The sequence below is a fragment of the Aestuariivirga sp. genome, from assembly GCF_047600585.1.
In the GTDB taxonomy this organism is placed as follows: Bacteria; Pseudomonadota; Alphaproteobacteria; order Rhizobiales; family Aestuariivirgaceae; genus Aestuariivirga.
Map to the genome: position 1 here is coordinate 3005835 of NZ_JASGKP010000001.1, position 23499 is coordinate 3029333.

Genomic DNA, 23499 nt, shown 5'->3' on the forward strand with positions numbered 1-23499 from the left:
CGTGGGCTCTCTCTTGCTGCTCAGTAGGCGGCGATGAACTGCTGGAATTCGTCGAGGGTGATTTCGCGGCTGTTCTTGGAGAACTCCACTGCGTCCTCGAACTCCTTGCGGATTTCTTCCTCGATCGCATCGATCTGTGCCGCATCGATGCCGGTCATTTCGGTGAGGGCGCTGCGGGCGCGGTCAACCGGGTCCTTGGCCTTCCAGGCGGCCAGTTCCTCGGCCGGCATGTACTTGCCAGGATCGTTCACGTGGTGGCCCATGTGGCGGAAGGTCTTGGCCTCGATCAGGATCGGGCCCTTGCCTTCGCGGCACTTCTCGACCGCCATGCGGGTAAGCTCATAGACCGCGAGCGGATCGTTGCCGTCCACCTGATAGCTCTCGACGCCGATCGCCAGGCCGCGCTTGTAGAGGTCGGTGTCGCGGGTCGATTCCTCGATGCGGGTGGAGACGGCGTAGTGGTTGTTCTCCACCACCAGCACGAAGGCGAGGTTCCAGATGGCCGCGAGGTTGAGGGATTCGAGGAAGGTGCCGTTGTTGGCGCCACCGTCGGAGGAGAATGTGACCGTGACGGCATCGCTGCCGCGGATCTGGTTGGCAAGCGCTGCACCCACACCGAGCGGCGTGCCGGCGCCGACGATGCCGTTGGCGCCGAGGTTGCCCTGCGAGATGTCGGCAATATGCATGGAGCCGCCGTAGCCGCGGCAGTAGCCCGTTTCCTTCTGCAGGAGTTCGGCGACCATGCGCTTCACGTCGGCGCCCCAGGCGATGCAGTGGCCGTGGCCGCGGTGGGTGGAGGCGATGTAGTCGCCTTCCTTGAGCGCGGCGCAGACGCCGGTGGCGATGCCTTCCTGGCCGAGATAGGGATGGAAGTAGCCGCGGATCAGACCCTGGCGATACAGCTTGATGCCTTCGGATTCGAAGATCCGGATCTTGTAGGCAGTCCTGAAAAGTTTTTCCAACAACTCGCGGGACGGAGCGTTGGCGCCCTTGGCTGATGCAGACATGGATTTCCGGTCCTCTTGGTGGCGGTGGTGGAGTGATTGAAGTGTCACTAACACCGGGATTTTCGGCTGTCGAGTAAAATTTTCTTCATGGCTGCGTTTCGGCCGCCACCGGCGCATTCTCGAGCGACGGAGGTCCTTCTATTCCATTGTTCCATATGGCCTATACTTGCCGCCCGCCCCCTGTCCACAAACTCGTGACGCAGGACCGGGCGCCCCTCCCCTGGTTCTGGACCGCTTGGTATCCATGATTCCCTGAAAATTATTGCCACGCACAAAAGCGGCTCCTGAAAGTGGCAAACCGACACATTCCGCCGCCGCCCGCCGCAATGGTATCACCTCCCCGGACCGGCTGCCCGCCGCCCCGTTGCAAAACCTCGCGATATGTGTGGAACTTTTCTCCGGATGTGACAGAGTAAATCCGGCCTCTCCTCTGAATAAACATTCACAACATCTCCTCCCACCAGAGCCCTAGGTCCATGACTGAAAGCACCGATACCCTTCCCCCGCTCGACGGCAGCCTGCTCGAGCGCATCCAGGAACGCTATGGCATCCTGCGCAAATCCGAGCGCGTGGTGGCCGACTATCTGCGGGATCACGCGGGCCAGCGCCTCGACTCTTCCATCACCGAACTCGGCCGCCGCCTTGGCGTGAGCGAAGCCACCATCAGCCGTGTCAGCCGTGCGCTCGGCTACGAAGGCTATCCCGATCTCAAGCTCTCGGTCGCAGAAGGGGCGCGTCCCCGCGGCACCTTCGCCAACATCCCGGTCGAGATCGATGTCCATGACAGCCTGATCCAGACCAGCGGCAAGCTGCTCTCGCTTCTCATGGCAGGCCTCGAAGGCACCCAGCGCATGCTCGATGCGCAGCGTCTCGAACAGGCGGTGGAGGCGATGAGCCACGCGCGGCGCATCATCTTCGTGGGCGTGGGCGGCGGTGCCGCGATCTGCGACGAGGCGGCCCATCTTTTCATGAAGGCGGGCTTCGAAGCCGCCAGCTACCGTGACGGCTACACCCAGACGATCATCGCCGCGAAGCTCACCGCCGAAGACGTGATGGTGGGCATCTCCCACACCGGAACCACCCACACGGTGGCGGATGCCATGCTGCTGGCGCGCGAAAATGGCGCCACCACCATCGCCATCACCAGCGATGCGGAGTCGGAAGTGGCGAAGGCGGCCAATGTCTGCCTCACCACCTGGAGCGCCACGCAGCAGGTCGTGCCACTTCACGGCGACTTTCTCGAGGGCCGCCTGAGCCAGCTCTTCCTTGTCGATCTTCTCTATGTCGGGCTTCTCTTCCGCGCAGGCGAGAAGACGGCGCACAACCTCCGCCTCACCGGCACTGCGCTCGAGAAGCATTACCTGCATCAGGGCAAGGACCGCGGCAAGGGCTAAAGGTTGCCTGGCCGTCCTTCTCGCAGCATCCCCAAAAGAGAACCGCCCGGAGTTTCCTCCGGGCGGCGCACGTTCATTCAGGCGAAGTGATTACTTCTGCCAGGACTTGATCAGCTCGTCATAGTTGACGGTGATCGGCTTGTCCTTCTCGGGCTCGATCTTCAGCTGCGGAGCGAGGTGGCCGTTCTTGACGGCATCCGCGTTCCAGTAGGCGAGATCGTGCTCTTCAGCCAGCTTCGGGCCGATGTCGCCCTGCACGCCGGACTTTTCGATACGGCCAAGCACCTTTTCCTGGTCGGCGCAGAGCGCATCCATGGCTTCCTGCGGCGTCTTGGCGCCGGAAGAAGCGTCACCGATGTTCTGCCACCAGAGCTGGGCCAGCTTCGGATAGTCAGGCACGTTGGTGCCGGTCGGCGACCACTGCAGGCGGGCCGGCGAGCGGTAGAACTCGATCAGACCACCAAGCTTCGGCGCACGGTCGGTGAAGTGCTGGTGATCCAGCGTCGACTGGCGGATGAAGGTGAGACCCACATCCGACTTCTTCACGTCCACCGTCTTGGAGACGACGAACTGGCCATAGAGCCAGGCGGCCTTGGCGCGGTCGTCCGGCGTCGACTTCAGGAGCGTCCATGAACCGGCGTCCTGATAACCGAGCTTCATGCCTTCCTTCCAGTACACGCCATGGGGCGAGGGAGCCATGCGCCACTTCGGCGTACCGTCGGCGTTCACCACCGGGATGCCTTCCTTCACCATGTCGGCGGTGAAAACGGTGTACCAGAACATCTGCTGGGCGATGGTGCCCTGGGCCGGCAGCGGACCGGCTTCGCCGAAGGTCATGCCCTGGGCTTCCGGCGGCGCGTACTTCTTCAGCCACTCGAGGTATTTGGCGATGGCGTAGACCGAGGCCGGGCCATTGGTGTCACCACCGCGGGCCACGCACGAGCCGACGGGCTGCGACTTCTCGTTGACCTTGATGCCCCATTCGTCGACGGGCAGGCCGTTCGGAATGCCCTTGTCGCCGTTACCGGCCATGGAGAGCCAGGCATCGGTGAAGCGCCAGCCGAGCGACGGGTCCTTCTTGCCGTAGTCCATGTGGCCGAAGACCTTCTTGCCGTCGATTTCACGGCCGGTGAAGAACTCGGCGATGTCTTCGTAGGCGGACCAGTTCACCGGCACGCCGAGGTCATAGCCATACTTGGCCTTGAAGTCGGCCTTGTTCTTCTCGTCGTTGAACCAGTCGTAGCGGAACCAGTAGAGGTTCGAGAACTGCTGGTCGGGCAGCTGGTAGAGCTGGCCGTCCGGAGCGGTGGTGAACGACTTGCCGATGAAGTCATCGACGTCGAGCATCGGATTGGTCACGTCCTTGCCGGTGCCGGCCATCCATTCCGTCAGGTTGCGGGCCTGCTGGTAGCGCCAGTGGGTGCCGATCAGGTCGGAGTCGTTGATGTAGCCGTCATAGATGTTTTCGCCCGATTGCATCTGCGTCTGCAGCTTTTCGACGACGTCACCTTCGCCGAGCAGGTCGTGCGTCACCTTGATGCCGGTGATGGCGGTGAAGGCCGGAGCAAGGACCTTCGATTCATAGTCGTGGGTCGTGATCGTTTCGGAAACGACCTTGATCTCCATGCCGGCGAACGGCTTGGCAGCGTCAACGAACCACTGCATTTCCTTTTCCTGGTCAGCGCGCGAAAGCGAGGACAGGCCGTTGATCTCCTTGTCCAGGAACGCCTTTGCTTCATCCATTCCGGCGTAGGCCGGACCGCACATTGCCAAAGCAAGCAGCGTGCTCGTCATCAGTAGGTGCTTTCGCATTATTTCCTCCTCGGTGTTGCGATTGCAGTCTTCAAGCAGCCCGGTTGCCGCCGGGCTGCCCCTTGGTTCAGGCCTAGACGAATTTGAATACGCCGATGGCGTAGACAACCGACAAGGCCAGAGCCCACCACAGGTTGAGGTCAGACAACCTCAGCCAAGCGATATGAATGTAGGCAGCGCCCAGAAGCGAGATGAACAGACGGTCGCCTCTGGTCGTTTCGATGCGCAGGATGCCGACGCGCGGCGCGCCACCCGGCGAGTAGTATTCCCAAACGCCCATGCCGATCAGCATGAGGAAGATGATGCCGAAGAACAGCGCCGTCGGCAGTGTCCAAGCCATCCATGAGAAGTCCATGACGTTTTCTCCTCAGACGCGGCCCAGGGCAAAGCCCTTGGCGATGTAGTTGCGGACGAACCAGATGACCAGCGCACCCGGGATGATGGTGAGGCTGCCCGCCGCGGCAAGCAGGCCCCAGTCCACGCCGGTGGACGAGATCGTACGCGTCATCGTGGCGACGATCGGCTTGGCCACCGTGGTGGTGAGGGTGCGGGCAAGAAGCAGTTCCACCCACGAGAACATGAAGCAGAAGAAGGCGGTGACGCCGATCCCCGAGGCAATCATGGGAATGAAGATCTTCACGAAGAACTTCGGGAAGCTGTAGCCGTCGATGTAGGCCGTCTCGTCGATTTCCTTGGGCACGCCCGAGATGAAGCCTTCGAGGATCCAGATGGCGAGCGGCAGGTTGAAGAGACAGTGGGCGAGCGCCACGGCGATGTGCGTGTCGATCAGGCCGAAGGCCGAATAGAGCTGGAAGAAGGGCAGCGCAAAGACCGCGGGCGGCGACATGCGGTTGGTGAAGAACCAGAAGAAGGCGTGCTTGTCGCCGAGGAAGCGGTAGCGCGAGAAGGCATAGGCCGCAGGCAGCGCCAACACGATCGAGATCACCGTGTTCATCACCACGTAGAGGGCCGAGTTGATGTAGCCCGAGTACCAGGATTCATCGGTGAAGATCTTGTGGTAGTTCTTGAAGGTCCAGACCTCGGGCACGACCGAGAACTGGGTCATGATCTCGAGGTTGTCCTTCATGCTGGTGATGATCAGCCAGTAGACCGGCACCATCAGGAAGATGATGTAGACGGTGAGGATGATGGCGCTTCCCCAGTTCCGCTTCTCGTCCGTGTGCGCGAGGCTCACGTGCGGGGTGTCGGCGGGCTTGGCGGCGGCTTGCGTGTCGGTTGCGGTGCTCATGGATGACCTCAGGCCGTTTCGTCGTTGCTGGTCATGACGGTGTAGAAGATCCACGACACCAGCAGGATGATGAGGAAGTACATGATCGACATCGCGGCGGCATAGCCCAGGTCGAACTGGCCGATGGCGCGCTTCACGAGCTCGATCGAGAGGAAGGTGGTGGCCGTGCCCGGCCCGCCGCCCGTCACCACGAAGGGCTCGGTATAGATCATGAAGCTGTCCATGAAGCGGAGCAGGAAGGCGATGATGAGCACGCGCTTCATCTTGGGCAGCTGGATGTAGCGGAACACCGACCAGCGCGAGGCGCCGTCGATGCGGGCCGCCTGGTAATAGGCATCCGGAATGGAGACGAGGCCGGCATAGGCCAGCAGCACGACAAGGCTGGACCAGTGCCAGACGTCCATGATCACCACGGTGATCCAGGCATCGCGCGGGTTCGCTGCATAGCTATAGGGAATGCCCAGGCTGGTGATGGCATAACCCACGAGGCCGATGTCGGTACGGCAGAGAAGCTGGAAGATGGTGCCGACCACATTCCACGGGATGAGGAGCGGCAGCGCCATCAGCACCAGACAGACCGAAACGCCGGGGCCTTTGCGCGGCATGTGGAGCGCAATGAACACGCCCAGGGGAATCTCGATCGCCAGGATGGTGGCCGAGAAGGCGAAGTTTCGCATCAGCGCGCCCCAGAAGCGGTCATCATCCAGCACTTCCTGGAACCAGGCGGTGCCGTTCCAGAAGAACTCGTTGTTGCCGAAGGTGTCCTGCACCGAATAGTTGACGACCGTCATGAGCGGGATGACGGCGGAGATCATCACCATCACCATGGCCGGCAGGATCATGAACCAGGCTTTGTTGTTCCAGGTCTTGTTCATGGCTTATGCCTCCCGTCCGACGCGCCAGGAGTCGGCGTAGATGTTGATGCCCTTGTCCTGGAAGCTGACACGCGGTTCCGACGGGATTTCCTTGTCTTCCTTGACGACGATGGAGACCGGCTGACCGGCCATTTCGCCGCGCACGATCTTCTGGCGGCCGATGTCCTCGACCTTGCGGACCGAGAGCGGCAGGCCCTTCTTGCCGATGTCCATGAATTCCGGCCGGATGCCGAGTTCGGCCTTCTGTCCCTGGTTGATCTTCGGCGCGTAGCCGAGGTCGATGGCCTCGCCGCCGAGGCGGACCTTCTTGCCGTCGACCGAGATGGGGAAGACGTTCATGCCGGGCGAGCCGATGAAGTAGCCGACGAAAGTGTGCTTCGGCTTCTCGAAGAGCTCCTCGGGCGTGCCGATCTGCACGATCTGGCCTTCATACATCACCACCACCTTGTCGGCGAAGGTGAGGGCTTCCGTCTGGTCGTGGGTGACGTAGACCATGGTGAAGCGCGACTGGCGGTGCAGGCTCTTCAGCTGCGAGCGCAGCACCCACTTCAGGTGCGGGTCGATCACGGTCAGCGGTTCGTCGAAGAGAATGGCGTTGACGTCGGAGCGCACGAGGCCGCGGCCGAGCGAGATCTTCTGCTTCTGGTCGGCGGTGAGGCCGCGGGCCTTCTTCTGGGCGCGGTCCGTGAGTTCCAGCATCTCGAGGATGTTCTTCACACGGCTTGCCACCTGGTCTTCCGGTACGCCGCGATTGCGCAGCGGAAAGGCCAGATTGTCGTAGACCGTCATGGTGTCGTAGACGACCGGGAACTGGAACACCTGGGCGATGTTGCGGGCTTCCGTCGGCAGCTGCGTGACGTCGTGGCCGTCGAACAGGATATGGCCCTCGGAGGGGCGCACGAGGCCCGAGATGATGTTGAGCAGCGTGGTCTTGCCGCAGCCCGAAGGCCCCAGCAGCGCATAGGCGCCGCCATCGGCCCATTCATGATGGACTTCACGCAGCGCATAGTCCTGCGGCGAGGTCGGGCGGATGCCGTAGGCGTGGCGGATGTGGTCGAGATTGATCCTGGCCATGTCGTCCCCTCAGCCTGCGTTTCTCGAAAGTGACGTGCCGTCGGTGCCGAAGGCCATCAGGTGGCGTGTGTCGAGATGGATGTCGATGTCGAGTTCCGGATCGAGATTGCACACACCGTGGGCGAGCATGACCCAGCGCTTGTCGCCGAAGAGCACATGCACGAAGCTTTCGGAGCCGGCGATTTCAGAGACCTGGGTACGGACCTTGAGGGCGGGCGCCTTCTCGAAGGGCTCTTCCAATGAAAGATGATGGGGCTGCACGCCAAGCGTCACCGGGCCATCGGCCACGCCGGCAAGATGCTGGGGCACAGGGATGGTGATGCGGTGCGGCTTGCCCTTGCCGCCCGGATCCTTCTCGGCGAGCACGAAGGACTTGCCCTCCTTCACCGCGCTGTGGGTGTTGATCGGCGGATCGGAGAAGGTGCGGGCGGTGATGAGGTCGTTCGGGTTGCGGTAGACGCTGATGGTCTTGCCGAACTGGCTGACGCGGCCTTCATGGAGCGTTGCCGTGTTGCCGCCAAGCAGCAGCGCTTCCGACGGCTCCGTCGTGGCATAGACGAAGATCGAGCCGGAGGCGGCGAAGATCTTTGGCAGTTCCTCACGCAGTTCCTCGCGCAGCTTGTAGTCGAGGTTGGCGAGCGGCTCGTCGAGGAGCACGAGGCTCGCCTTCTTGACAATGGCGCGGGCAAGCGCCGTGCGCTGCTGCTGGCCGCCCGACAGGCTCAAGGGGGTGCGCTCGAGGTAAGGCGTGAGGCGCATCAGCTCCGCCACCTTCTTCACCTCGCGGTCGATGACGTCGTTGCTTTCGCCCGCGACACGGAGCGGCGAGGCGATGTTCTCGTAGACCGACATCGCCGGATAATTGATGAACTGCTGATAGACCATGGCGACGTTGCGCTGCTGCACGGGAACGCCTGTCACGTCCTTGCCGTCGAAGCGCACGCGGCCTTCCGTCGGCTTTTCGAGGCCGGCCATGAGGCGGAGCAGCGTGGTCTTGCCGGAGAGCGTCGGCCCCAGCAGCACGTTGAGAGTACCGCGCTCGAGGGTGAGCGTCGTCGGGTGGATGTGCACCTGTCCACCCTGGACCTTGCTGGCGTTGACAAGTTCAAGCATGGGTGCCCGGAACTCCTGAAGACGTGTTGGGATTGCAGTTGTTCATGCGGCGTTGGCCTTCGCTGCGGATTGCTGGCGCTGCCATTCCGCCACGTTGGCGTGGATGGCGGCGAGGAAGCGGTCGTACTTGGCGAGAAGAACCTTGGCACGCGACGTGTCCGGCGTGAAGCGCCGCTCAAGCTTGACCATGCCTTTCATCGCATCACTCATGCTGGAATAGGCGCCCGCTGCAACCGCGCCGCACATGGCGGCACCCTTTGCACCCAGTTCGCCGCCATTGGTGATCTCGAGCGGCAGGCCCATGCAGTCGGCGAAGATCTGCGCCCAGACACTGCTGCGCGAGGGGCCGCCGGCAAAGCGCATCACGTTCGGTTTCGCGGCATCGGGCCCGGTGAGCAGGGTCGTCATGTCGTAGCGGTGGATGCAGGCCACGCCTTCGTAGATGGCGCGCAGCATGTCGGCCATGCCGGTTGCAACGGTCATGCCGCTGAAACCCGCAGGCGCACCGCGCGGGCCATCGAGCAGGAAGGGGAAGAAGAGAATGTCGTTCGGCTTCGCCATCGTGCCTTCGACGAGTTCGTTGCAGAGGTCGTAGACGCTCATGCCCCGGGCGCTTGCCGCCTGGCGTTCGGCCGTCATGAAGGTCTTCACGAACCACTCGAGATTGCTCGCCGAGGTGGGCGTTGCCATGGTGGCGATGACGAGATCATCGACCGGATAGCGGTTCTGGATCGTCGGCAGCGGATTGAGCGTCGGCTTCTTGTGCAGCGTGGAATGAATGGCGAAGGTGCCCGCCACAACCGCAAGCTGGTTGGCGCTCTCGAAACCGGTGGCAAGGCCGCAGCCCACAACATCATAGACGCCGCGGCAGACAGGCGTGCCTTCGCGCAGCCCCGTTTCGCGCGCCGCACGGGCCGAAACGCCACCGACGATTTCCGTCGCTATGGCCGGCTGCGGCAGTTTCGGAAGCCACTCCTTCATGGCGAGAATGTCGAAGGCGGTCTTCGAGATATCGTTCCGCGTCACGTTCATCATGCCGGCGCAGCCGCCGTCGCTGAAGTCGGTGGAGATGTCGCCGCACAGGCGCATACGGAGGAAGTCCTTGGTGGGCAGCACGTGGGCCGTGCGCGCCATGGTCTCGGGCTCGTTCTCCTTCACCCACGCGAGCAGCGACAGTGTCTGACCCGGCCAGAGATTGGATTCGATTTCCGGAATGAGTTGCTTGGCCTGCCCTGTGGCACGCCAGCGTTCGAGCAGCGGAATCGTGCGCGTATCGGCGGAGATGACGCCGTTCCGCACGTTCACGCCGTCGCCGTCGACGAGATAGACGCCGCCGCCGTAGCCCGAAGGGGTGATCGCAAGAATGTCAGAAGGTGACGTGCCGGTCTTTTCGAGCAGCGCCTTCAGGTTGGTGCAGACGGCATGCCACATGGCCTCGCCATCCCGCTCCACCCAACCCGGATGCTTCAGCACGACGTCATTCGACTGACGTTCACAGGCCAGTTCATTGCCCTGCAAATCGAACAGCACGACTTTTGTCATCGTGCCGCCGGCATCAATGCCGATCAGCCGCTGCTTCATCGTTCCTCCCGTCGACCGGCAACCGCTGCTTTGGCGCAGTCATTTGAACCCCGCTCAGGGTCCCCGCCTATCGAATTTCGGGCAGGCTATTTGACTGAGAGGATTTGTCAATGAGCCTGATAAGAAAATTTTTTTCAAAGCCATATCGCTGATTTTATTGCGTTCTTTTTCAGCGCTGCGAAAAAATCGTGCAAACCAAGGTTCCAAAAGTAATAAACTGCCATTATGGAGAAAAACGTATCAGAAGCCATTCCGAAGAGCGGAGACCGCAGCCGTGCAAAGCCGTGAAAGCCTCATCCGACGCCTGCGCAACAGGGTGGCGAGCGGCACGCCCGTTCTCATCGCCGGGGGCGGCATCAACGGCATCGGCCTCTTCCGCGATCTTGCCCTGCAAGGCATTCCGGCGATCCTCGTGGAGAAGGGTGACTTCGCCTCGGGCACGACGGCAGCCCCCTCGCGCCTCATCCACGGGGGCTTGCGCTATCTCGAGACGGGCGAGTTCGCCCTCGTGCGCGAGTCCGTGATCGAACGCAATCACCTGCTCCGCAATGCGCCGCATCTTGTTCAGCCCCTGCCCGTCTGGGTGCCTGCTTACAGCTGGCTCGGGGGCGCGATGTCCGCCGTGCTGCGCTTCTTCAAGCTCACCCGCACGCCGGGCGCCAAGGGCATCCTTGTCGTCAAGCTCGGCCTCATGTTCTTCGATTGGTTCGGCAAGGCGACACAGGTGATGCCAAGCCACCGCATCGTGCCCATGGCGGAGGCACGCGCCCGCTGGCCCGGCCTCTCGCCCAAGGTCACCGCGGTTGCTGAATACTATGACGCCCGCCTCACCCACCCGGAGCGGCTTGCGCTTGACCTGATCAAGGATGCCGAGCGCGATTGCCCCGAGGCCATGGCGCTTCCCTACGTCTCTCTTGCCGGCCTGAAGGACGGCAAGGCGGAACTGCGCGATGAGGAAACGGGCGAGAGCTTCAGCATCACGCCCAGCCTTGTGGTCAATTGCGCTGGCGCCTGGGCGGACCACGTCAACCGCGGCCTCGGCATTGATCAGCGCCTGATGGGCGGCACGCGCGGTTCGCACCTCGTCATGCGCCGCCCCGACATCGCCCGCCAGCTCGGCAACGGCATGTTCTATTTCGAAACCCACGACTTCCGCGCCTGCCTTGTCTATGCCCTCGACAGCGAGCTGATCATTCTCGGCGCCACCGACATCCGCGACGAGAACCCGGATATGGTGCGCTGCTCCGACGCGGAGATCGACTATCTCTTCGGCGTGCTCGAGGAAGTGCTGCCCGGCAGCAAGGCGAAGCGGGACGAGATCGTCTTCGCCTATGCCGGCATCCGGCCCCTGCCATGGAGCGGCGAGGGTGCGACCGGCGCCATCAGCCGCGATCATGCGCTCCGTGATTTCGAAGCGGAAGGCGCGCGGCCCTTCCCGGTGCTCACGCTTGTGGGCGGCAAGTGGACGACATATCGCGCCTGCGCGGAGCAGATTGCCGATGCGGTGCTCTCACGCCTCGGCAAGAAGCGGAGCCGCAGCACGCTTGATGCGGTGATCGGCGGCAGTGCATCCCTTCCGGGGGATGAGACGGGCCGTGCGGCGCTTGCCGCCAGCATCGCCCGCAGTGCGAAGCTCGATGCCGCGCGCGCCGCCACACTTCTCAAGCGCTACGGCACCACTGCCGAAGCAGTCGCCGCCACCATTTCAGCGGAAGGCACGCGGCCCCTCGCCGGCAGCGCCTATCTTGAGAGCGAGATCCGCTGGATCATCCGCAACGAGCGGGTGACGCGCCTTGCCGACATCGTGCTTCGCCGCACGCTCATCCCCTTCGAAGGCACGGCCACGCCCGGTCTCATCGCGGCGATTGCCGCCGTGGCGGCAGAGGAACTGGGCTGGGATACGGCGCGCGCCAAGTCAGAGGTGCAGGCGGTCACCGACCACCTCGTCCAGCGCAATCGCGTGCAGGGGCTTTAGGCCGTCTCAGGCGATCGGGTGGAAGTTGCGCAACGCCTCTTCCGCCGTGTCGATCAGCCGGCGGGGGAACTTCTCGCCCAATGCCTTGCTTTCCGCCATGGCGTCCTCACCGGCCTTGCGCCAGCAGCGTTCCAGTTCCCGGCTCAGGTGGCGCGAGTAAAGGACACAGCGGAAGAGCTTGAGGTGCAGTACATCGCAGGGCGGAAACAGCAGGCGTCCCTCCGTCTGGCGCGGCGTCACGATGCCCTTGCGGACGCAGAAGCGGATCACGTCGAGGGGGAGCTTCGTCTCGCTGGCGACATCCTGCTCGTCCATGGCCTGGGACCAGTCCGTGACGGAGGATGTTGGTGTGCCGGTTGTCATTGTCCATCGCTTCCAGGATCAGCAACCGGCCGGGCATCTGGAAGATGCCGGACGCCTGCCGTCCACTAGGTTTCCATGTTCACCTGATGTGTCGCCTTGCCTGCGCGAACCTTGTCCGGATAGGGCATGGGCTTGTCCAGCGTCAGGGCATAGAGCGGCACGTGGGTCATCTCCTCGAGGCCGAAGAGATCGCGGAGGCCGGTGTGGGAGAGCGCCGCCGTCGGGCAGGCGCTCAGTCCCTGGTCGGTGGCGGCAAGCATGATGTTCTGGGCGATGTGGCCCGCCTCGATCAGCACCACGCGATAGGCGTTGGGGTCTTCGTATTTCCACATGGTGCGCTCGAAGATCGCGGTCAGCACCACGATCACCGACATGTCGTCCACCCATTCCTGGTTGGCGAAGAGGTGGTTGAGGCGCTCCGGCAGGTCCTGGTCCACCCGGCCCAGCGAATGTTCGACCGCCGAATAATGATAGATGCCGGGTGAAATCTCGCTGCTGCGGCGGATGATGACATAGGCCTCGAAGGGATTGCGGGCACCGCCTGATGGCGTGACGCCGAGCGGCAGCCAGCCCGAGGGCGTTTCCACTTCGCCGGTGATGCCGAGGCCGGAGAACAGGCACTTGCTCAGCTGCTGCGCGGTGATCTGGTGTCCGGTGCTGGTGCGGTTGGTCCGCCGCGAGATGATGGTGGAGTAGAGCGGCTCGTTGAGGCTCTGCGGCAAGGGCGGCAGCATGACGGTGGGTGACGGGTTGGGCCAGGCGAGTGGCGGCTGCGGCACCGCGGCCACCTTCTCCGCCACGATCTCGCTTGCATCCTGCTCGCTGTGGAAGTCGTTGTCGGTCACGGTGAAGTGGAAGAGCGCGGTCGTGAGGTCCCACTTCCATTTCTGCCGGTAGGCGCCATAGAGCGGCCCGTTGTATTCCTCCTCGGTGATGAGGAAGCCCGCGTCCACGAGATCGTCGATCTCGGCGCAGAGGGTTTCGTAGGGGCAGTGCGGATGGGCGCGGCGGGCTTCCTTGAAGGTGTGAAGCTCGCGGAAATAGGTCATCCAGTGCAGGGTCTCACACGGGTAATAGGCAAAAGCCTTCTTCAGGTAATCGAAGACGGCAAAGGCGTTCTGCGTTGCGCCGCTGGCTGGTGCGGGAACGATCACGAGTGTGGGGGAAACGATCAGTCTCTGATTGCCATAAGACATGTGCCTGTCCTCCCGTATGGGACTCTGCTTCCGGAACGAATTGAGGGAGACGCCGCTGGCGTCTCCCCCAAAGACGCAATTTACGTCTTGTTGTAGCAAAGGCCCTTCTTGCCAAAACCAGCGGCGGAAGCTTCGACCTTGGACGGCTTGGTGACGGTCTTCTTCATGAAACATCTCCTTTTCATGGTTGCTCCGGGTCTTCCGGTGAGGCCAGCGTGTCACCGGAGTGGTGAAGGATTAATGCACTTGCAGTTGCATGACGCGAGCGTCACTGACGCGGATTTCGCTTCATGTGCTGCTCATTCTACGAACTGGTCAAGCGCACTTCATCACGGGCAAATGCGTCACATCACACGCGACGTGGAGCCGGAGAATGAGCAAGAGCCGCACAGCCGCCAGACCCCGAATGACCCTCGCCGAGACCCGCGAATTCCTGGCACAGGTCTCGAAGCACCCGCGCCTGGTGGACGATCTCGGCGACTGGGAACTCGATGAGCGCGAAGTGGCCCGCTACATCGCCCGCAAGGCCAAGACCCTGTTCCTGGTGGCGAGCCACACCAATCTCGACCGCGTGCAGAAGCTGGCGGAACTGCTGTTCTACTCGGCCTATCTGAACGGCCGCTCGAAGCCGAAGGACACCCTTCCCGACACTGTGGATTGGGAAGAGCTCTTCGAAACGCCTGCGGCACTGCCCGGTCAGGCGAAGGAAGAAATCATACAATAGCCTTGTGAAGCTGCGGCGCCTTCGTGTCGGCGGTCTTCAGCTCCGGCCAGTCCTGGTGCTGCGACAGCATCAGTTCCTCGAAGTAGGGCAGGCCGATCTGCGCCGCGCGCGGCTCCTGCTGCTGGGTCATCAGCAAGGCGATCGTGGGGTTGAGGTCAGGCGCGGTGGTGGGCACGATGCCGAGCGTCTTCACATGGCGCTTGATGACGCTCACGCCGGTGCCGAGGCGCTCGAGGCAAACACGCGAGGCGAAGTGCGCGGTGGTGCCGCGGGTGATCGAAAGGCCCTGCAGGACGGTGCTGCCGGCGATCTGCTGGCGTTCGAGCACGATCATGCTGAGATGATGCGGCGTGAGCGTGTTGATGCCGACGAGATAAACATCGCTGGAATTGGCCAGAATGATGCCGCGGTGGCGGCCCTGCGCCAGTGTTGCCTTCTGTGACGAAGCCGAGCGGAAGACGGTGCGGCGGAGAAAGTATTTGCAGTTGCCCTTGGCGGCGATCTTGATCAGCGACTTCACCAGGAACTGGTTGCTGCCCTGCAGGGGGAAATAACAGCAGTAGAAACCGGGCTGCAGCATGGTCTGCGTTCCGCCCTCGTGGGCGAGTTCGCGCGGGGCCGGCATATGAATGCCGTCGGTCAGCAGGTCACCGCTCGTGGCTGGGGATGATTTCCGTGGTGTTTCCTGGGAGGAACTGAAGAGGCGCGCCTCTTCAACCCCGAGGAACTTGGCGAGGCGGCTGATGGTGCGGCGGTTGGGGATGTTCTGCCCGGAGAGATAGCGGTTGAACTGCTGGCGGTTGATGCCGGCCTGACGGCTAACTTCCGATATCGATCCGAATTTTTCACACAAACCCCGGAGGTTTGCGGCGAATATATCGTGAATACCCATATCGCACCCCTTGCTCGGCGTTAGACCCTCGTTCCGCGCGTCCCACCCGTATCCCTCTGCCACTGCCAGAAGTAGCAAGACATTGCACGCTGAACCTAGGCAATTCTTGCAGCTATTTCTAGGACAGATTGGATTTCAGTAAATCGCCCGAGTCATATTTGGCCGAAAGCCGGGAGCAAATACAACTTCAAGTGATCTCCCCAGCTGATCTCCCGGTCATTTCTGGAACCGGCCCAGCAACTGTTGAACGATGTCGGCAAGGTCGTTGCCCTTCATGTCGGTGACGCCGGAGCGCTCGTCCATCAGGTCCCGGCCGATCTGCAGGAAGGCATTGTCCAGTGCGGCGGAGAGCTTGCGGCTGAGGAGAAGGGTACGGAGCAGTTTGAGCTTCAGGATGTCGGAGGCGGTGTACCAGTTGGTGCCGTCACGAGTTCACGGGGCGCAGCAGCTTCTGGGCCACGCAATAGGCGACCACCTCCGGATCAAGCTCGCTGAGGCGAGACGCGTCGGAATGGTCATAGAGGGACGGCTGCCCGGCCGCCCCTGTCGTGTTGCCCTCGCGTGCCATCTGTTCCTGTTTCTGAGAAACTGATGTTGCCTGAATTTCGCTCAGCACGGGCCCCAGAACAATCGTGCTTGGCGATGAACAGGAATGCAACTGTAGCAGAGGTTCCCTAAATTTGGAATGTCAAATGTGACATTTTGCTGCTGCTTTGAGCAATGTAGCTGTCCGCCTTTTGAATTTCCCAAACTACTCCTTTTGGTGTATGGAGCGGCCCCATCGGAAACCCGGTTCGCCGTGGTCCGCCAATGCGCCACGCGGGTGCTCGCATCCGTGATCCACAAACAGAGCGCAGCTTTCGGGGATGAAAGGTATGCGAAGCCGACTGATAGGCCGTGAGGATGTGGCGCAGGCTCTCAACACTTCAGTTGAGGAGCTGGAAAAAGTGCTGGCCCACCTCAGGCAGTTGGGCTTCCCCGAACCCGTTTCCGAAGATGGTGCGCACTGGGCGGTCAGCGATCTCCTTGACTGGATCGTGACACGCCAGGAACAGCTGGTGAGCTTCGTCTCCCACCTCTCGCTGCACATCGATCAGTAAACGCGAGCGCGTTGCGGCTAGTGCCCCCGCGCACCCGACTGCGCCAGGGCAACGCCGGCCAACATGATCACACCACCTGCCAGCAGCCACAGCGTCACCGGTTCATCAAGGATGAGCCAGCCGGCAGCGACCGCAATCACCGGCACGAGATAGAGGAACGAGCCCGCGACTGCGCCCGGCAAATGGCGGGCGCCCACGTTCCACAACACCGAGCCTGCGAGTGAGTTGAAGGCCGCGAGATAGAAGAGCTCCGCCCATGTGCGGAGCGGCGCGGCAGCGGCGATCTCGGCATAGGGCTTGCTCGCCATCAGGAAGATGACGGGTGCTGCAATCACCATCGACCAGCCGGAGATGGCGAAGCCGGAATGGCTCTGCAGCAGCGGCTTGGCGCCGATCGTATAGATGGCCCAGCTTGTGGGCGCGAGCAGCAGGTAGAAGATGCCGAGCGGGTCTGCGGGGCTTGCCGCCGTTGCGGTGATGTCCGGCCAGAACAGGATCGCCGCTCCGGCGAGCGACACCGCAAGCCCGGCCCAGATCCGTGGAGAGAGCGGCTCGCGCAACACCAGCCAGGCGAGAAGGGCGATGATGATCGGCTCGATCATGGCGAAGATGGTGCCCTGCCCCGCCGGCACGCGGGCAAAGCCCTGCATGGTGAACCAGCTCGAGCCGAACATGCCCACGCCCGTCACGAACATGCGCGGCCACTCGCTTCGGGCGATGCGCCAGCTCCCGGTGAGCCAGAGGCCCGGCACCACCATGAGCAGCAGAATCACATAGCGCAGCGCCAGTGCATTTTCCGGCGTCAGTGTCAGCGCCGTCGTGCGCATGAACACCGCCGAGGTGCCCCAGATCACCATGGTGGCGAGCAGCGCTGCGATGGCTTGGGGGCGGTGGGCGGACATGCGCGCCTGCTGCCAGATCAGGCAGTCCCGGTCAACGTGTCCAGCGCCTGCTGCCTCAGACTTCAGCAGCCTTGCGCTAAAATTAGGCAATACATTCGAATCAGGCGCATAATACCGCCGCTGCCGCGACAAGACGGCAGCATGGGAACACGACAAAGGGAACGACAATGCAAATCAACAACCCGTCACCCTCATTGTACAATGAGGACCTGGCGCCTGCGACCGAGCGGAAGTGGGGCGCCTTCAGCATCTTCAATGTCTGGACATCGGACGTGCACAGCCTGTGGGGATATTTCCTCGCGGCCAGCCTCTTCCTCATGTGCGGCAACTTCATCAACTTCGTGCTGGCGATCGGGCTTGGCTCGCTGGTCATCTTTTTCCTGATGTCATTGGTGGGCAATGCCGGCGTGCGGACGGGCGTGCCCTATCCGGTGCTGGCGCGCGCCTCCTTCGGCACGGTGGGCGCCAACCTGCCGGCCATCGTGCGCGCCATCGTCGCCTGCTTCTGGTATGGCGCGCAGACCTCCGCCGCCTCGGGCGCCATCGTGGCGCTGCTGGTGCGGAACGAGAGCCTGCTCGCCTTCCACCAGAACAGCCAGATGCTCGGCCACTCCACACTCGAGGTGATCTGCTACGTCATCGTCTGGGCGTTGCAGTTGCTCATCATCCAGCGCGGCATGGAAACGGTGCGCAAGTTCCAGGATTGGGCGGGTCCTGCCGTGTGGATCATGATGCTACTTCTAGCCACCTATCTTCTGGTCAAGTCCGGCACCTTCTCCTTCGGCAGCGAAATTCCGCAGGATGTTCTGCTGAAGGCAACGGCCGATGCGGGCGTGCCCGGCACACCGGGCTCGGTCACGGCCCTCTTCGGTGTGGCCGCCACCTGGATCACCTACTTCGCCGCCCTCTACCTGAACTTCTGCGACTTCTCGCGCTATGCGAAGAGCGAAGCGGAACTGCGCAAGGGCAACCTGTGGGGCCTTCCCATCAACCTGCTGGCCTTCTGCCTTGTGGCCGGCGTGACGACGACCGCAGCCTTCACGGTCTACAACGAGGTGCTTCTGCACCCCGACCAGATCTCGGCCAAGTTCGACTCCGTCTTCCTCGCGGCCCTTGCGGCGATCACCTTCGCGGTGGCGACGCTCGGCATCAACGTGGTGGCGAACTTCGTTTCGCCCGCCTTCGATTTTGCCAACGTCTTCCCCAGCAAGATCAACTTCAAGCGGGGCGGCTACATCGCCGCGGCGATCGCGCTCATCCTCTATCCCTGGGCGCCGTGGCAGACGGGGGCAGCGCACTTCGTCAACTTCATCGGCTCCACCATGGGCCCGATCTTCGGTATCATGATGGTTGACTACTACCTGATCCGGAAGGGCCGGCTCGATGTCGCCGCACTCTATCAGGAGAATGGCGAATTCCGCTTCCAGGGCGGCTGGAACGTCAACGCGCTCATCGCGCTTGCGGTCGGCGGCCTGTTCTCCTCGATCCTGCCGACCTTCACCACGGTTCTTCCCGCATGGTGGGGCACTTACGGCTGGTTCTTCGGCGTGGGTATCGGTGGTGCGGTCTACTACGTGCTCCGCAGCATGAGCCGCAAGTAACGACAAACATCGCGACGCGCCCGGTCCTCAATGGCCGGGCGCGTTCAAAAAAATTGGAGGGCGGTCTGGTGCCTCGACCGCCCTCCATGTTTTGGGTCAGTTGGAGACCCCGGCAACCCCGCATCAAGCCGCGAGGCGCTTTTCCTGTCTGGCGGGCTTCTGCCGCGCCATGTTGGCGAGCGTGAAGCGCGCCACGATGCTGGCGAGATCGCTGGACTGCTGGGTCAGCGTGCGGGTCGCGGCGGTGGTTTCTTCCACCATCGCTGCGTTCTGCTGCGTGACCATGTCCATCTGTTCGACGGCGGTGTTGACCTCCTGCAGGCCATGGGACTGCTGCTCGGCATTGGCGGCGATTTCGGAGACGATCCTGTTGATCTCGCCGATGCGCTCGATGATGGAGCGGAGCGAGGTGCCGGTTTCGGCGACGAGGTGAACCCCGTCCTCCACCGCCGACTGCGATGACATCAGGAGCGTCTTGATCTCCTTCGCCGCTTCGGCGGAGCGCTGGGCCAGCGCCCGCACTTCCGATGCGACGACGGCGAAGCCGCGCCCTGCCTCGCCTGCACGGGCGGCTTCGACGCCGGCGTTGAGGGCGAGCAGGTTGGTCTGGAAGGCCACTTCGTCCATCACGCTGATGATCTGGTTGATCTTGCGCGAGGTGTCCTCGATCGCCTTCATGGCCGTAACCGTGCGGTTGACGATGTCGCCCGAGCGGTCCGCATCATCCTTGGCCATGGCCACGATGTTGCGGGCATGCACGGCACCGGCCGCGGACTCCTTCACCTTGTTGGTGATTTCGGCAACGGCGGCCGCGGTCTGCTCCAGGTTTGCGGCCTGGTTCTCGGTGCGGCGCGACAGGTCGTCGGAGGCCAGCGAGATTTCCGCCGAGCCCGACGAGATGCCGTCGGCGCCGCTGCGGACGCTGGTGATGATGCCCTGCAGGGCGTCGACCGTGGCGTTGTAGCTGATGCGGAGCGCATCGAGGGTGGGCGGGAAGTCCTCGGTGATCTTGGTGGTGAGATCGCCGTTGGAGACCTTGTCGAGGCCAGCGCCCAGCTTCTCGATGACGTATTCATTGGCAGCCTTGGCGGCGTGATTGTCCTGTGCCTGAACCTTGAAGACGGCGACGGCGCGGGCCATGGCGCCCACTTCGTCCTTGCGGCCCTCGTGGGGGATGGCGACATGGAGATCTCCCTCCGCCAGTTTCGACATCACGGCCGAGATCTGCGCGATGGCGCGCACCACGAAACGCTGGCCCAGGAAGAAGATGAGGGCGAGGACGACACAGAGTGCCACAGCGATGCCGATGCCGGTGGTAATGGCGACGTCGGAGGCATCGCGGCTTGCGGCTTCGTCCTGGTTCATCGTCTCGTCCACGAAGGCCTGGTTGTCCTGGACGAATTTCTCGAACTTCACGAAGTGGTCGGTGAGTTCGCCGATCGCGGCATCGGCGCGCGTCATGTCCTTGGCCTGGAGGGCGGGGATCACCTTGCCTTCGAGCTGATCATAGAAGGCCTTGCCGTTTTCGGCGATTCCGTCGCGGAAGGGCTTCCACTTCTCAAGTGGCAGGAAGGGCGTCTCGGCCATCACGCCATCCCAGTGTTTCAGGCGGTCATTGAAATCGTTGTGCAGCTGCTTCCACTTCTCGACCTGCTTGTTCACGTCGCCATCGGCGGTGTCGCGGGTGAGGTGGACGAGCGTGAAGGCCTCGTAGGGCAGAAGCGGCGGTGGCAGATAGTCGGCGATGAAGTCGTGGCCGTTGGTGATGCGCTCGAAGCGGTCGCTGCCGATCCGGTGTTCGAGGAAGGTCTTTTCATTGTAGAGCGAGAACGCGGCCACCATGCCGATGATGGTGATGGCCGCAATCATCATCATGCGTGAAATCGAGAGCCCTGCTGTCTGTGCTGCAGCGGAGCCCGGCTTCTTCAGAACGTGGATGGACATTTTCTCTTTCACTTCCCGGCGGGCTTCAAGAGAGAGTCGCACCCTTGCGAACTCGGCCGCCGGACGCAACTTCTGCGATGGCAATCTGGACTGAAGCTGGATTTTTATTCCAAACTGGACCCGCGTTGGGGCCAGCGTTTCCGCTTCATGGCATCATTTCATTCAATTTTTCCGGTTTGGAACGAGGCCGCGGCAACAACTGGACCAATGCAACCCGCGATGGTGAACAGCGGGTTGAGGCCGACCCCCCTTCCGTCGAGAAACCCGTCCTTTTTGCGTGTTTTTCTCTTCCTGTTGCCCGCCCGCGCTGCCGCGTCCTAGGCTCTCCTTGCATCATCACATCCGGGACCGATCACGACATGACGACGGCAAGCCACCCCAATCCCGATCTGGCCCTGGGTCCAGACCGCAGGCCACGCTGGAACTCCGCCCCGCACCGCCGCCACGGCTTCCACAATCTCCATGTGCTCAACCGCTATGCGCAGGGCTTCCGGGCCGCGCAGTTGATGGACCTCCGGCTTTCAGCTGATCTTTCCATCGCAGCCCGGCCCGATGTGCGCCAGCACACCGCCATGCCCTGGTTCTCCGCCATGGTGGTATGCGAGGGCAACCGCATCCTCCACGAATGCTACGCACCCGATTTCGGCCCCCACCAGCCCCACTCCATCATGTCGATCACCAAGATGAGCACCAACCTCATCATCGGGCGGCTGTGGCACGAAGGAAAGGTGAAGCTGGACGAGACGATCGGCGAGATCCTGCCGTGGATCGGTGCGGGCTACCGCAACGCCCGCCTCGCCGATGTGCTCAACATGAATGTGCAGAATGCCTATGACGAGGATTACCTCAACCCGGACGCCATGGTCTTTCAGCACGAGGCGGCGGCGGGTGCGCGGCTGCCCACCGGCACCGAACAGAGCAACCGCGACTTCATCGCCAGCATCGGCCTCGCAACTGGCACAGCTGACACGCGGAACACGCTTCCCCACTGTCTTTACAAGAGCGCCAACACCGATGTGCTGGGCTTCGTCATCGAGGCCCGTGGTGGACGCCCGCTGTCCGCGTGGATGGCAGACCTCGCCGATGCCATGGGCGTAGAAGGCATGCTGCATGTTCTCACCGACCGCACCGGCATGCCTTTGCTGAACGGCGGCTTCTGCCTCACCGCGCGCGACCTCTGCCGCTATGGCGCGATGTTTGCGCGGGAAGGCCACGGCATTGATGGTGCGGCCTTCGGATCGGCGGCCTTCATCGCGGAAACGCGCAATGGTGGCGTGCCGCTGGCGCCGCCCCGCCAGCACCTCCGCTATTCTAACCAGACCAACACCAACGGCACGTGGCTGGGGCATGGCGGCTATGGCGGGCAATATCTGGTGGCCGATCCGGAGACGGGCCGCGTGGCCTGCTATCTCTCGGTGCTGCAGAACGAGGATGGTTATGACAGCGGCTTCTATCCGCCGGTGATCGCCATGCTCTCGGAGATTTGCGCAGGGCGCTAGACGCCGTTGACCACACCGTGGTCCTGCAGCTTGCCGCAGAACTGGTCGAGAAAGGCCATTGCGTTCGTCGTCTCGGAGGAATGCTTGAGCGCGATGAGACCGAAGCGCACGCTGAAGGGTTCGCCTATCAGAACGCAGCTTTCGAAATTGTGGTAGAGCGGGCTGTGGTTGGCAAAGCCGCTGGGCAGCACGGTGGCGCTGAGGCCGAGGTGCAGATGCATGGCGCGGAAGTTCACATCTTCCGAGCGGCCGACCTCGGCATAGTCGAGGCTGTTGGCGTCGAGAACCTCAACCGCTGCGGCATGGGTGGGGCATTCGCCGCCGGGCAGCATCACGGGAAGCGGCCCCGGCTTGGCGCCGGCATCGATTGCCGCTGGCGGTTTCATGAACTGGAAGAGACAGCTGAACTGGTAATCCACTTCCGATTCCCGGTCGCGGAGAGGACGTACAACAAAATCGAAGGAATTCTGGCTGCTCTGCCGCGCAAGTTCGCGGAAAGTCAGCACCTCATAATGATAGCGCTCGTTCATCCAGCCCGCGAGTTCAGCGTGGGTGGCGACGAGGGCGCCCAGCGCATAGGGGAGCGCCAGCGTGGGCTTCGGCGCCCGCGCAAGGACAAGCCGGTCCAGTTGCTGGCTGAGGTCGGTGATCTTTTCCATGACCTCGGCAATGTCGGAGCGCTCGACGAAGAGCGAATTGCCCACCCGCGTGAGGATCTTGATGCCGGTGATGAGCTCGAACTTGTTGACATATTGGGTCACGGCCGACTGGGATATGCCCAGGATGAGCGCCGCTTCCTTCATGTTCTTCGTGCGGAGAGCGACCGTGACGGCGCGGATCATGCCGAGCGTGAGGACGGCCCGCCCCGGCGATTTTGATGATAGTCCCATTTCTGCACCCTGATCCGGGCAAACGCTGTCCCGTCAGGGCGGATTAAACTACTTAATTGCACCTAACTCAATCGAACTTAAGCAGATTCGGGCATTCCCGGGCTGTTTTGCAGGTGCGTTTTCCGTCCTGCACTTCAAAATCGCGAAATTGTAGTCCCCATGATCGCATCTGCTCAGCAAGATCCGCCGAATGATCCTGGTTTTGTCTTCCGCGGCGGAATCAATTGTGCCCTTCGACCCCCGGAAAAAGTCCGAATCAATTCAATGGCCGGATTTGGTTAACGGCAGAGCCCCTTGCGGCTGTCGCA

Annotated in this window: 21 protein-coding genes; 6 read left to right on the forward strand and 15 right to left on the reverse strand. The window is 62.5% G+C overall.

Annotated elements, in window-relative coordinates:
- Positions 1-20: 20 nt before the first annotated feature.
- Positions 21-1007 (reverse strand): thiamine pyrophosphate-dependent dehydrogenase E1 component subunit alpha, encoded by a 987-nt coding sequence (locus tag QM801_RS14835; protein WP_415019986.1) that lies wholly within the window; start codon positions 1005-1007, stop codon positions 21-23.
- A gap of 476 nt (positions 1008-1483) precedes the next feature.
- Here QM801_RS14835 and QM801_RS14840 point away from each other — a divergent pair, with 476 nt between their 5' ends.
- Positions 1484-2401, forward strand: a complete 918-nt coding sequence (locus QM801_RS14840; protein ID WP_415019987.1) for a MurR/RpiR family transcriptional regulator — start codon at positions 1484-1486, stop codon at positions 2399-2401.
- 90 nt (positions 2402-2491) lie between these two features.
- Here QM801_RS14840 and QM801_RS14845 read toward each other — a convergent pair whose 3' ends face one another.
- The 7 genes from QM801_RS14845 to QM801_RS14875 form a co-directional block, all read right to left on the reverse strand.
- Complete coding sequence (locus QM801_RS14845; RefSeq protein ID WP_415019988.1) at positions 2492-4213, reverse strand: ABC transporter substrate-binding protein; 1722 nt, start codon at positions 4211-4213, stop codon at positions 2492-2494.
- Between the two features lie 73 nt (positions 4214-4286).
- Positions 4287-4568, reverse strand: coding sequence for a DUF2160 domain-containing protein (locus tag QM801_RS14850; RefSeq protein WP_415019989.1), 282 nt, complete (start codon positions 4566-4568; stop codon positions 4287-4289).
- Between the two features lie 12 nt (positions 4569-4580).
- Complete coding sequence (locus QM801_RS14855; RefSeq protein WP_415019990.1) at positions 4581-5462, reverse strand: carbohydrate ABC transporter permease; 882 nt, start codon at positions 5460-5462, stop codon at positions 4581-4583.
- A gap of 8 nt (positions 5463-5470) precedes the next feature.
- Entirely contained in the window at positions 5471-6337 is an 867-nt protein-coding gene (locus QM801_RS14860) for a carbohydrate ABC transporter permease (protein ID WP_415019991.1), read from the reverse strand.
- Positions 6338-6340: 3 nt separating this feature from the next.
- A complete protein-coding gene (locus QM801_RS14865) occupies positions 6341-7411 on the reverse strand; it encodes an ABC transporter ATP-binding protein (protein ID WP_415019992.1) in 1071 nt (356 codons plus the stop codon).
- A 9-nt stretch (positions 7412-7420) separates the two neighbouring features.
- Positions 7421-8524 (reverse strand): ABC transporter ATP-binding protein, encoded by a 1104-nt coding sequence (locus QM801_RS14870; protein ID WP_415019993.1) that lies wholly within the window; start codon positions 8522-8524, stop codon positions 7421-7423.
- Positions 8525-8566: 42 nt separating this feature from the next.
- The gene (locus QM801_RS14875) at positions 8567-10105 is read right to left on the reverse strand and encodes an FGGY-family carbohydrate kinase (protein WP_415019994.1); all 1539 of its coding nucleotides are present in this window, start codon (positions 10103-10105) and stop codon (positions 8567-8569) included.
- A gap of 274 nt (positions 10106-10379) precedes the next feature.
- Here QM801_RS14875 and QM801_RS14880 point away from each other — a divergent pair, with 274 nt between their 5' ends.
- Positions 10380-12080, forward strand: coding sequence for a glycerol-3-phosphate dehydrogenase/oxidase (locus QM801_RS14880; RefSeq protein ID WP_415019995.1), 1701 nt, complete (start codon positions 10380-10382; stop codon positions 12078-12080).
- Between the two features lie 6 nt (positions 12081-12086).
- On the opposite strand, the gene QM801_RS14885 is transcribed toward QM801_RS14880, so the two are convergent.
- Together QM801_RS14885 and QM801_RS14890 are read right to left on the reverse strand one after the other, a co-directional pair.
- Positions 12087-12443: a hypothetical protein gene (locus tag QM801_RS14885; protein ID WP_415019996.1), complete on the reverse strand. Its 357-nt coding sequence runs from the start codon at positions 12441-12443 to the stop codon at positions 12087-12089.
- 65 nt (positions 12444-12508) lie between these two features.
- A complete protein-coding gene (locus QM801_RS14890; protein ID WP_415019997.1) occupies positions 12509-13639 on the reverse strand; it encodes a SagB/ThcOx family dehydrogenase in 1131 nt (376 codons plus the stop codon).
- Positions 13640-14012: 373 nt separating this feature from the next.
- On the opposite strand from QM801_RS14890, the gene QM801_RS14895 reads away from it, so the two are divergent.
- Positions 14013-14363 (forward strand): hypothetical protein, encoded by a 351-nt coding sequence (locus tag QM801_RS14895; RefSeq protein WP_415019998.1) that lies wholly within the window; start codon positions 14013-14015, stop codon positions 14361-14363.
- Here the strand turns inward: QM801_RS14895 and QM801_RS14900 are convergent.
- Positions 14353-15255 (reverse strand): helix-turn-helix domain-containing protein, encoded by a 903-nt coding sequence (locus tag QM801_RS14900; RefSeq protein ID WP_415019999.1) that lies wholly within the window; start codon positions 15253-15255, stop codon positions 14353-14355. The two genes, QM801_RS14895 and QM801_RS14900, sit on opposite strands and share 11 nt — an antisense overlap.
- A 424-nt stretch (positions 15256-15679) precedes the next feature.
- A complete protein-coding gene (locus QM801_RS14905; protein ID WP_415020000.1) occupies positions 15680-15823 on the reverse strand; it encodes a hypothetical protein in 144 nt (47 codons plus the stop codon).
- 307 nt (positions 15824-16130) lie between these two features.
- Between QM801_RS14905 and QM801_RS14910 the strand changes: the two genes are divergently transcribed.
- Positions 16131-16355 carry a hypothetical protein gene (locus QM801_RS14910; protein ID WP_415020001.1) on the forward strand — a complete coding sequence of 75 codons (225 nt, stop codon included), beginning with the start codon at positions 16131-16133 and terminating at the stop codon, positions 16353-16355.
- 17 nt (positions 16356-16372) lie between these two features.
- Here the strand turns inward: QM801_RS14910 and QM801_RS14915 are convergent, their stop codons facing one another.
- The gene (locus tag QM801_RS14915) at positions 16373-17257 is read right to left on the reverse strand and encodes a DMT family transporter (RefSeq protein ID WP_415020002.1); all 885 of its coding nucleotides are present in this window, start codon (positions 17255-17257) and stop codon (positions 16373-16375) included.
- Between the two features lie 167 nt (positions 17258-17424).
- On the opposite strand from QM801_RS14915, the gene QM801_RS14920 reads away from it, so the two are divergent.
- Positions 17425-18858, forward strand: a complete 1434-nt coding sequence (locus QM801_RS14920; protein WP_415020003.1) for an NCS1 family nucleobase:cation symporter-1 — start codon at positions 17425-17427, stop codon at positions 18856-18858.
- Between the two features lie 123 nt (positions 18859-18981).
- On the opposite strand, the gene QM801_RS14925 is transcribed toward QM801_RS14920, so the two are convergent.
- Positions 18982-20802: a methyl-accepting chemotaxis protein gene (locus tag QM801_RS14925; protein WP_415020004.1), complete on the reverse strand. Its 1821-nt coding sequence runs from the start codon at positions 20800-20802 to the stop codon at positions 18982-18984.
- Between the two features lie 359 nt (positions 20803-21161).
- Between QM801_RS14925 and QM801_RS14930 the strand changes: the two genes are divergently transcribed.
- Positions 21162-22301: a serine hydrolase domain-containing protein gene (locus QM801_RS14930; RefSeq protein WP_415020005.1), complete on the forward strand. Its 1140-nt coding sequence runs from the start codon at positions 21162-21164 to the stop codon at positions 22299-22301.
- Here QM801_RS14930 and QM801_RS14935 read toward each other — a convergent pair.
- A complete protein-coding gene (locus tag QM801_RS14935) occupies positions 22298-23191 on the reverse strand; it encodes a LysR family transcriptional regulator (RefSeq protein WP_415020006.1) in 894 nt (297 codons plus the stop codon). The genes QM801_RS14930 and QM801_RS14935 overlap by 4 nt on opposite strands.
- Positions 23192-23499 lie beyond the last annotated feature (308 nt).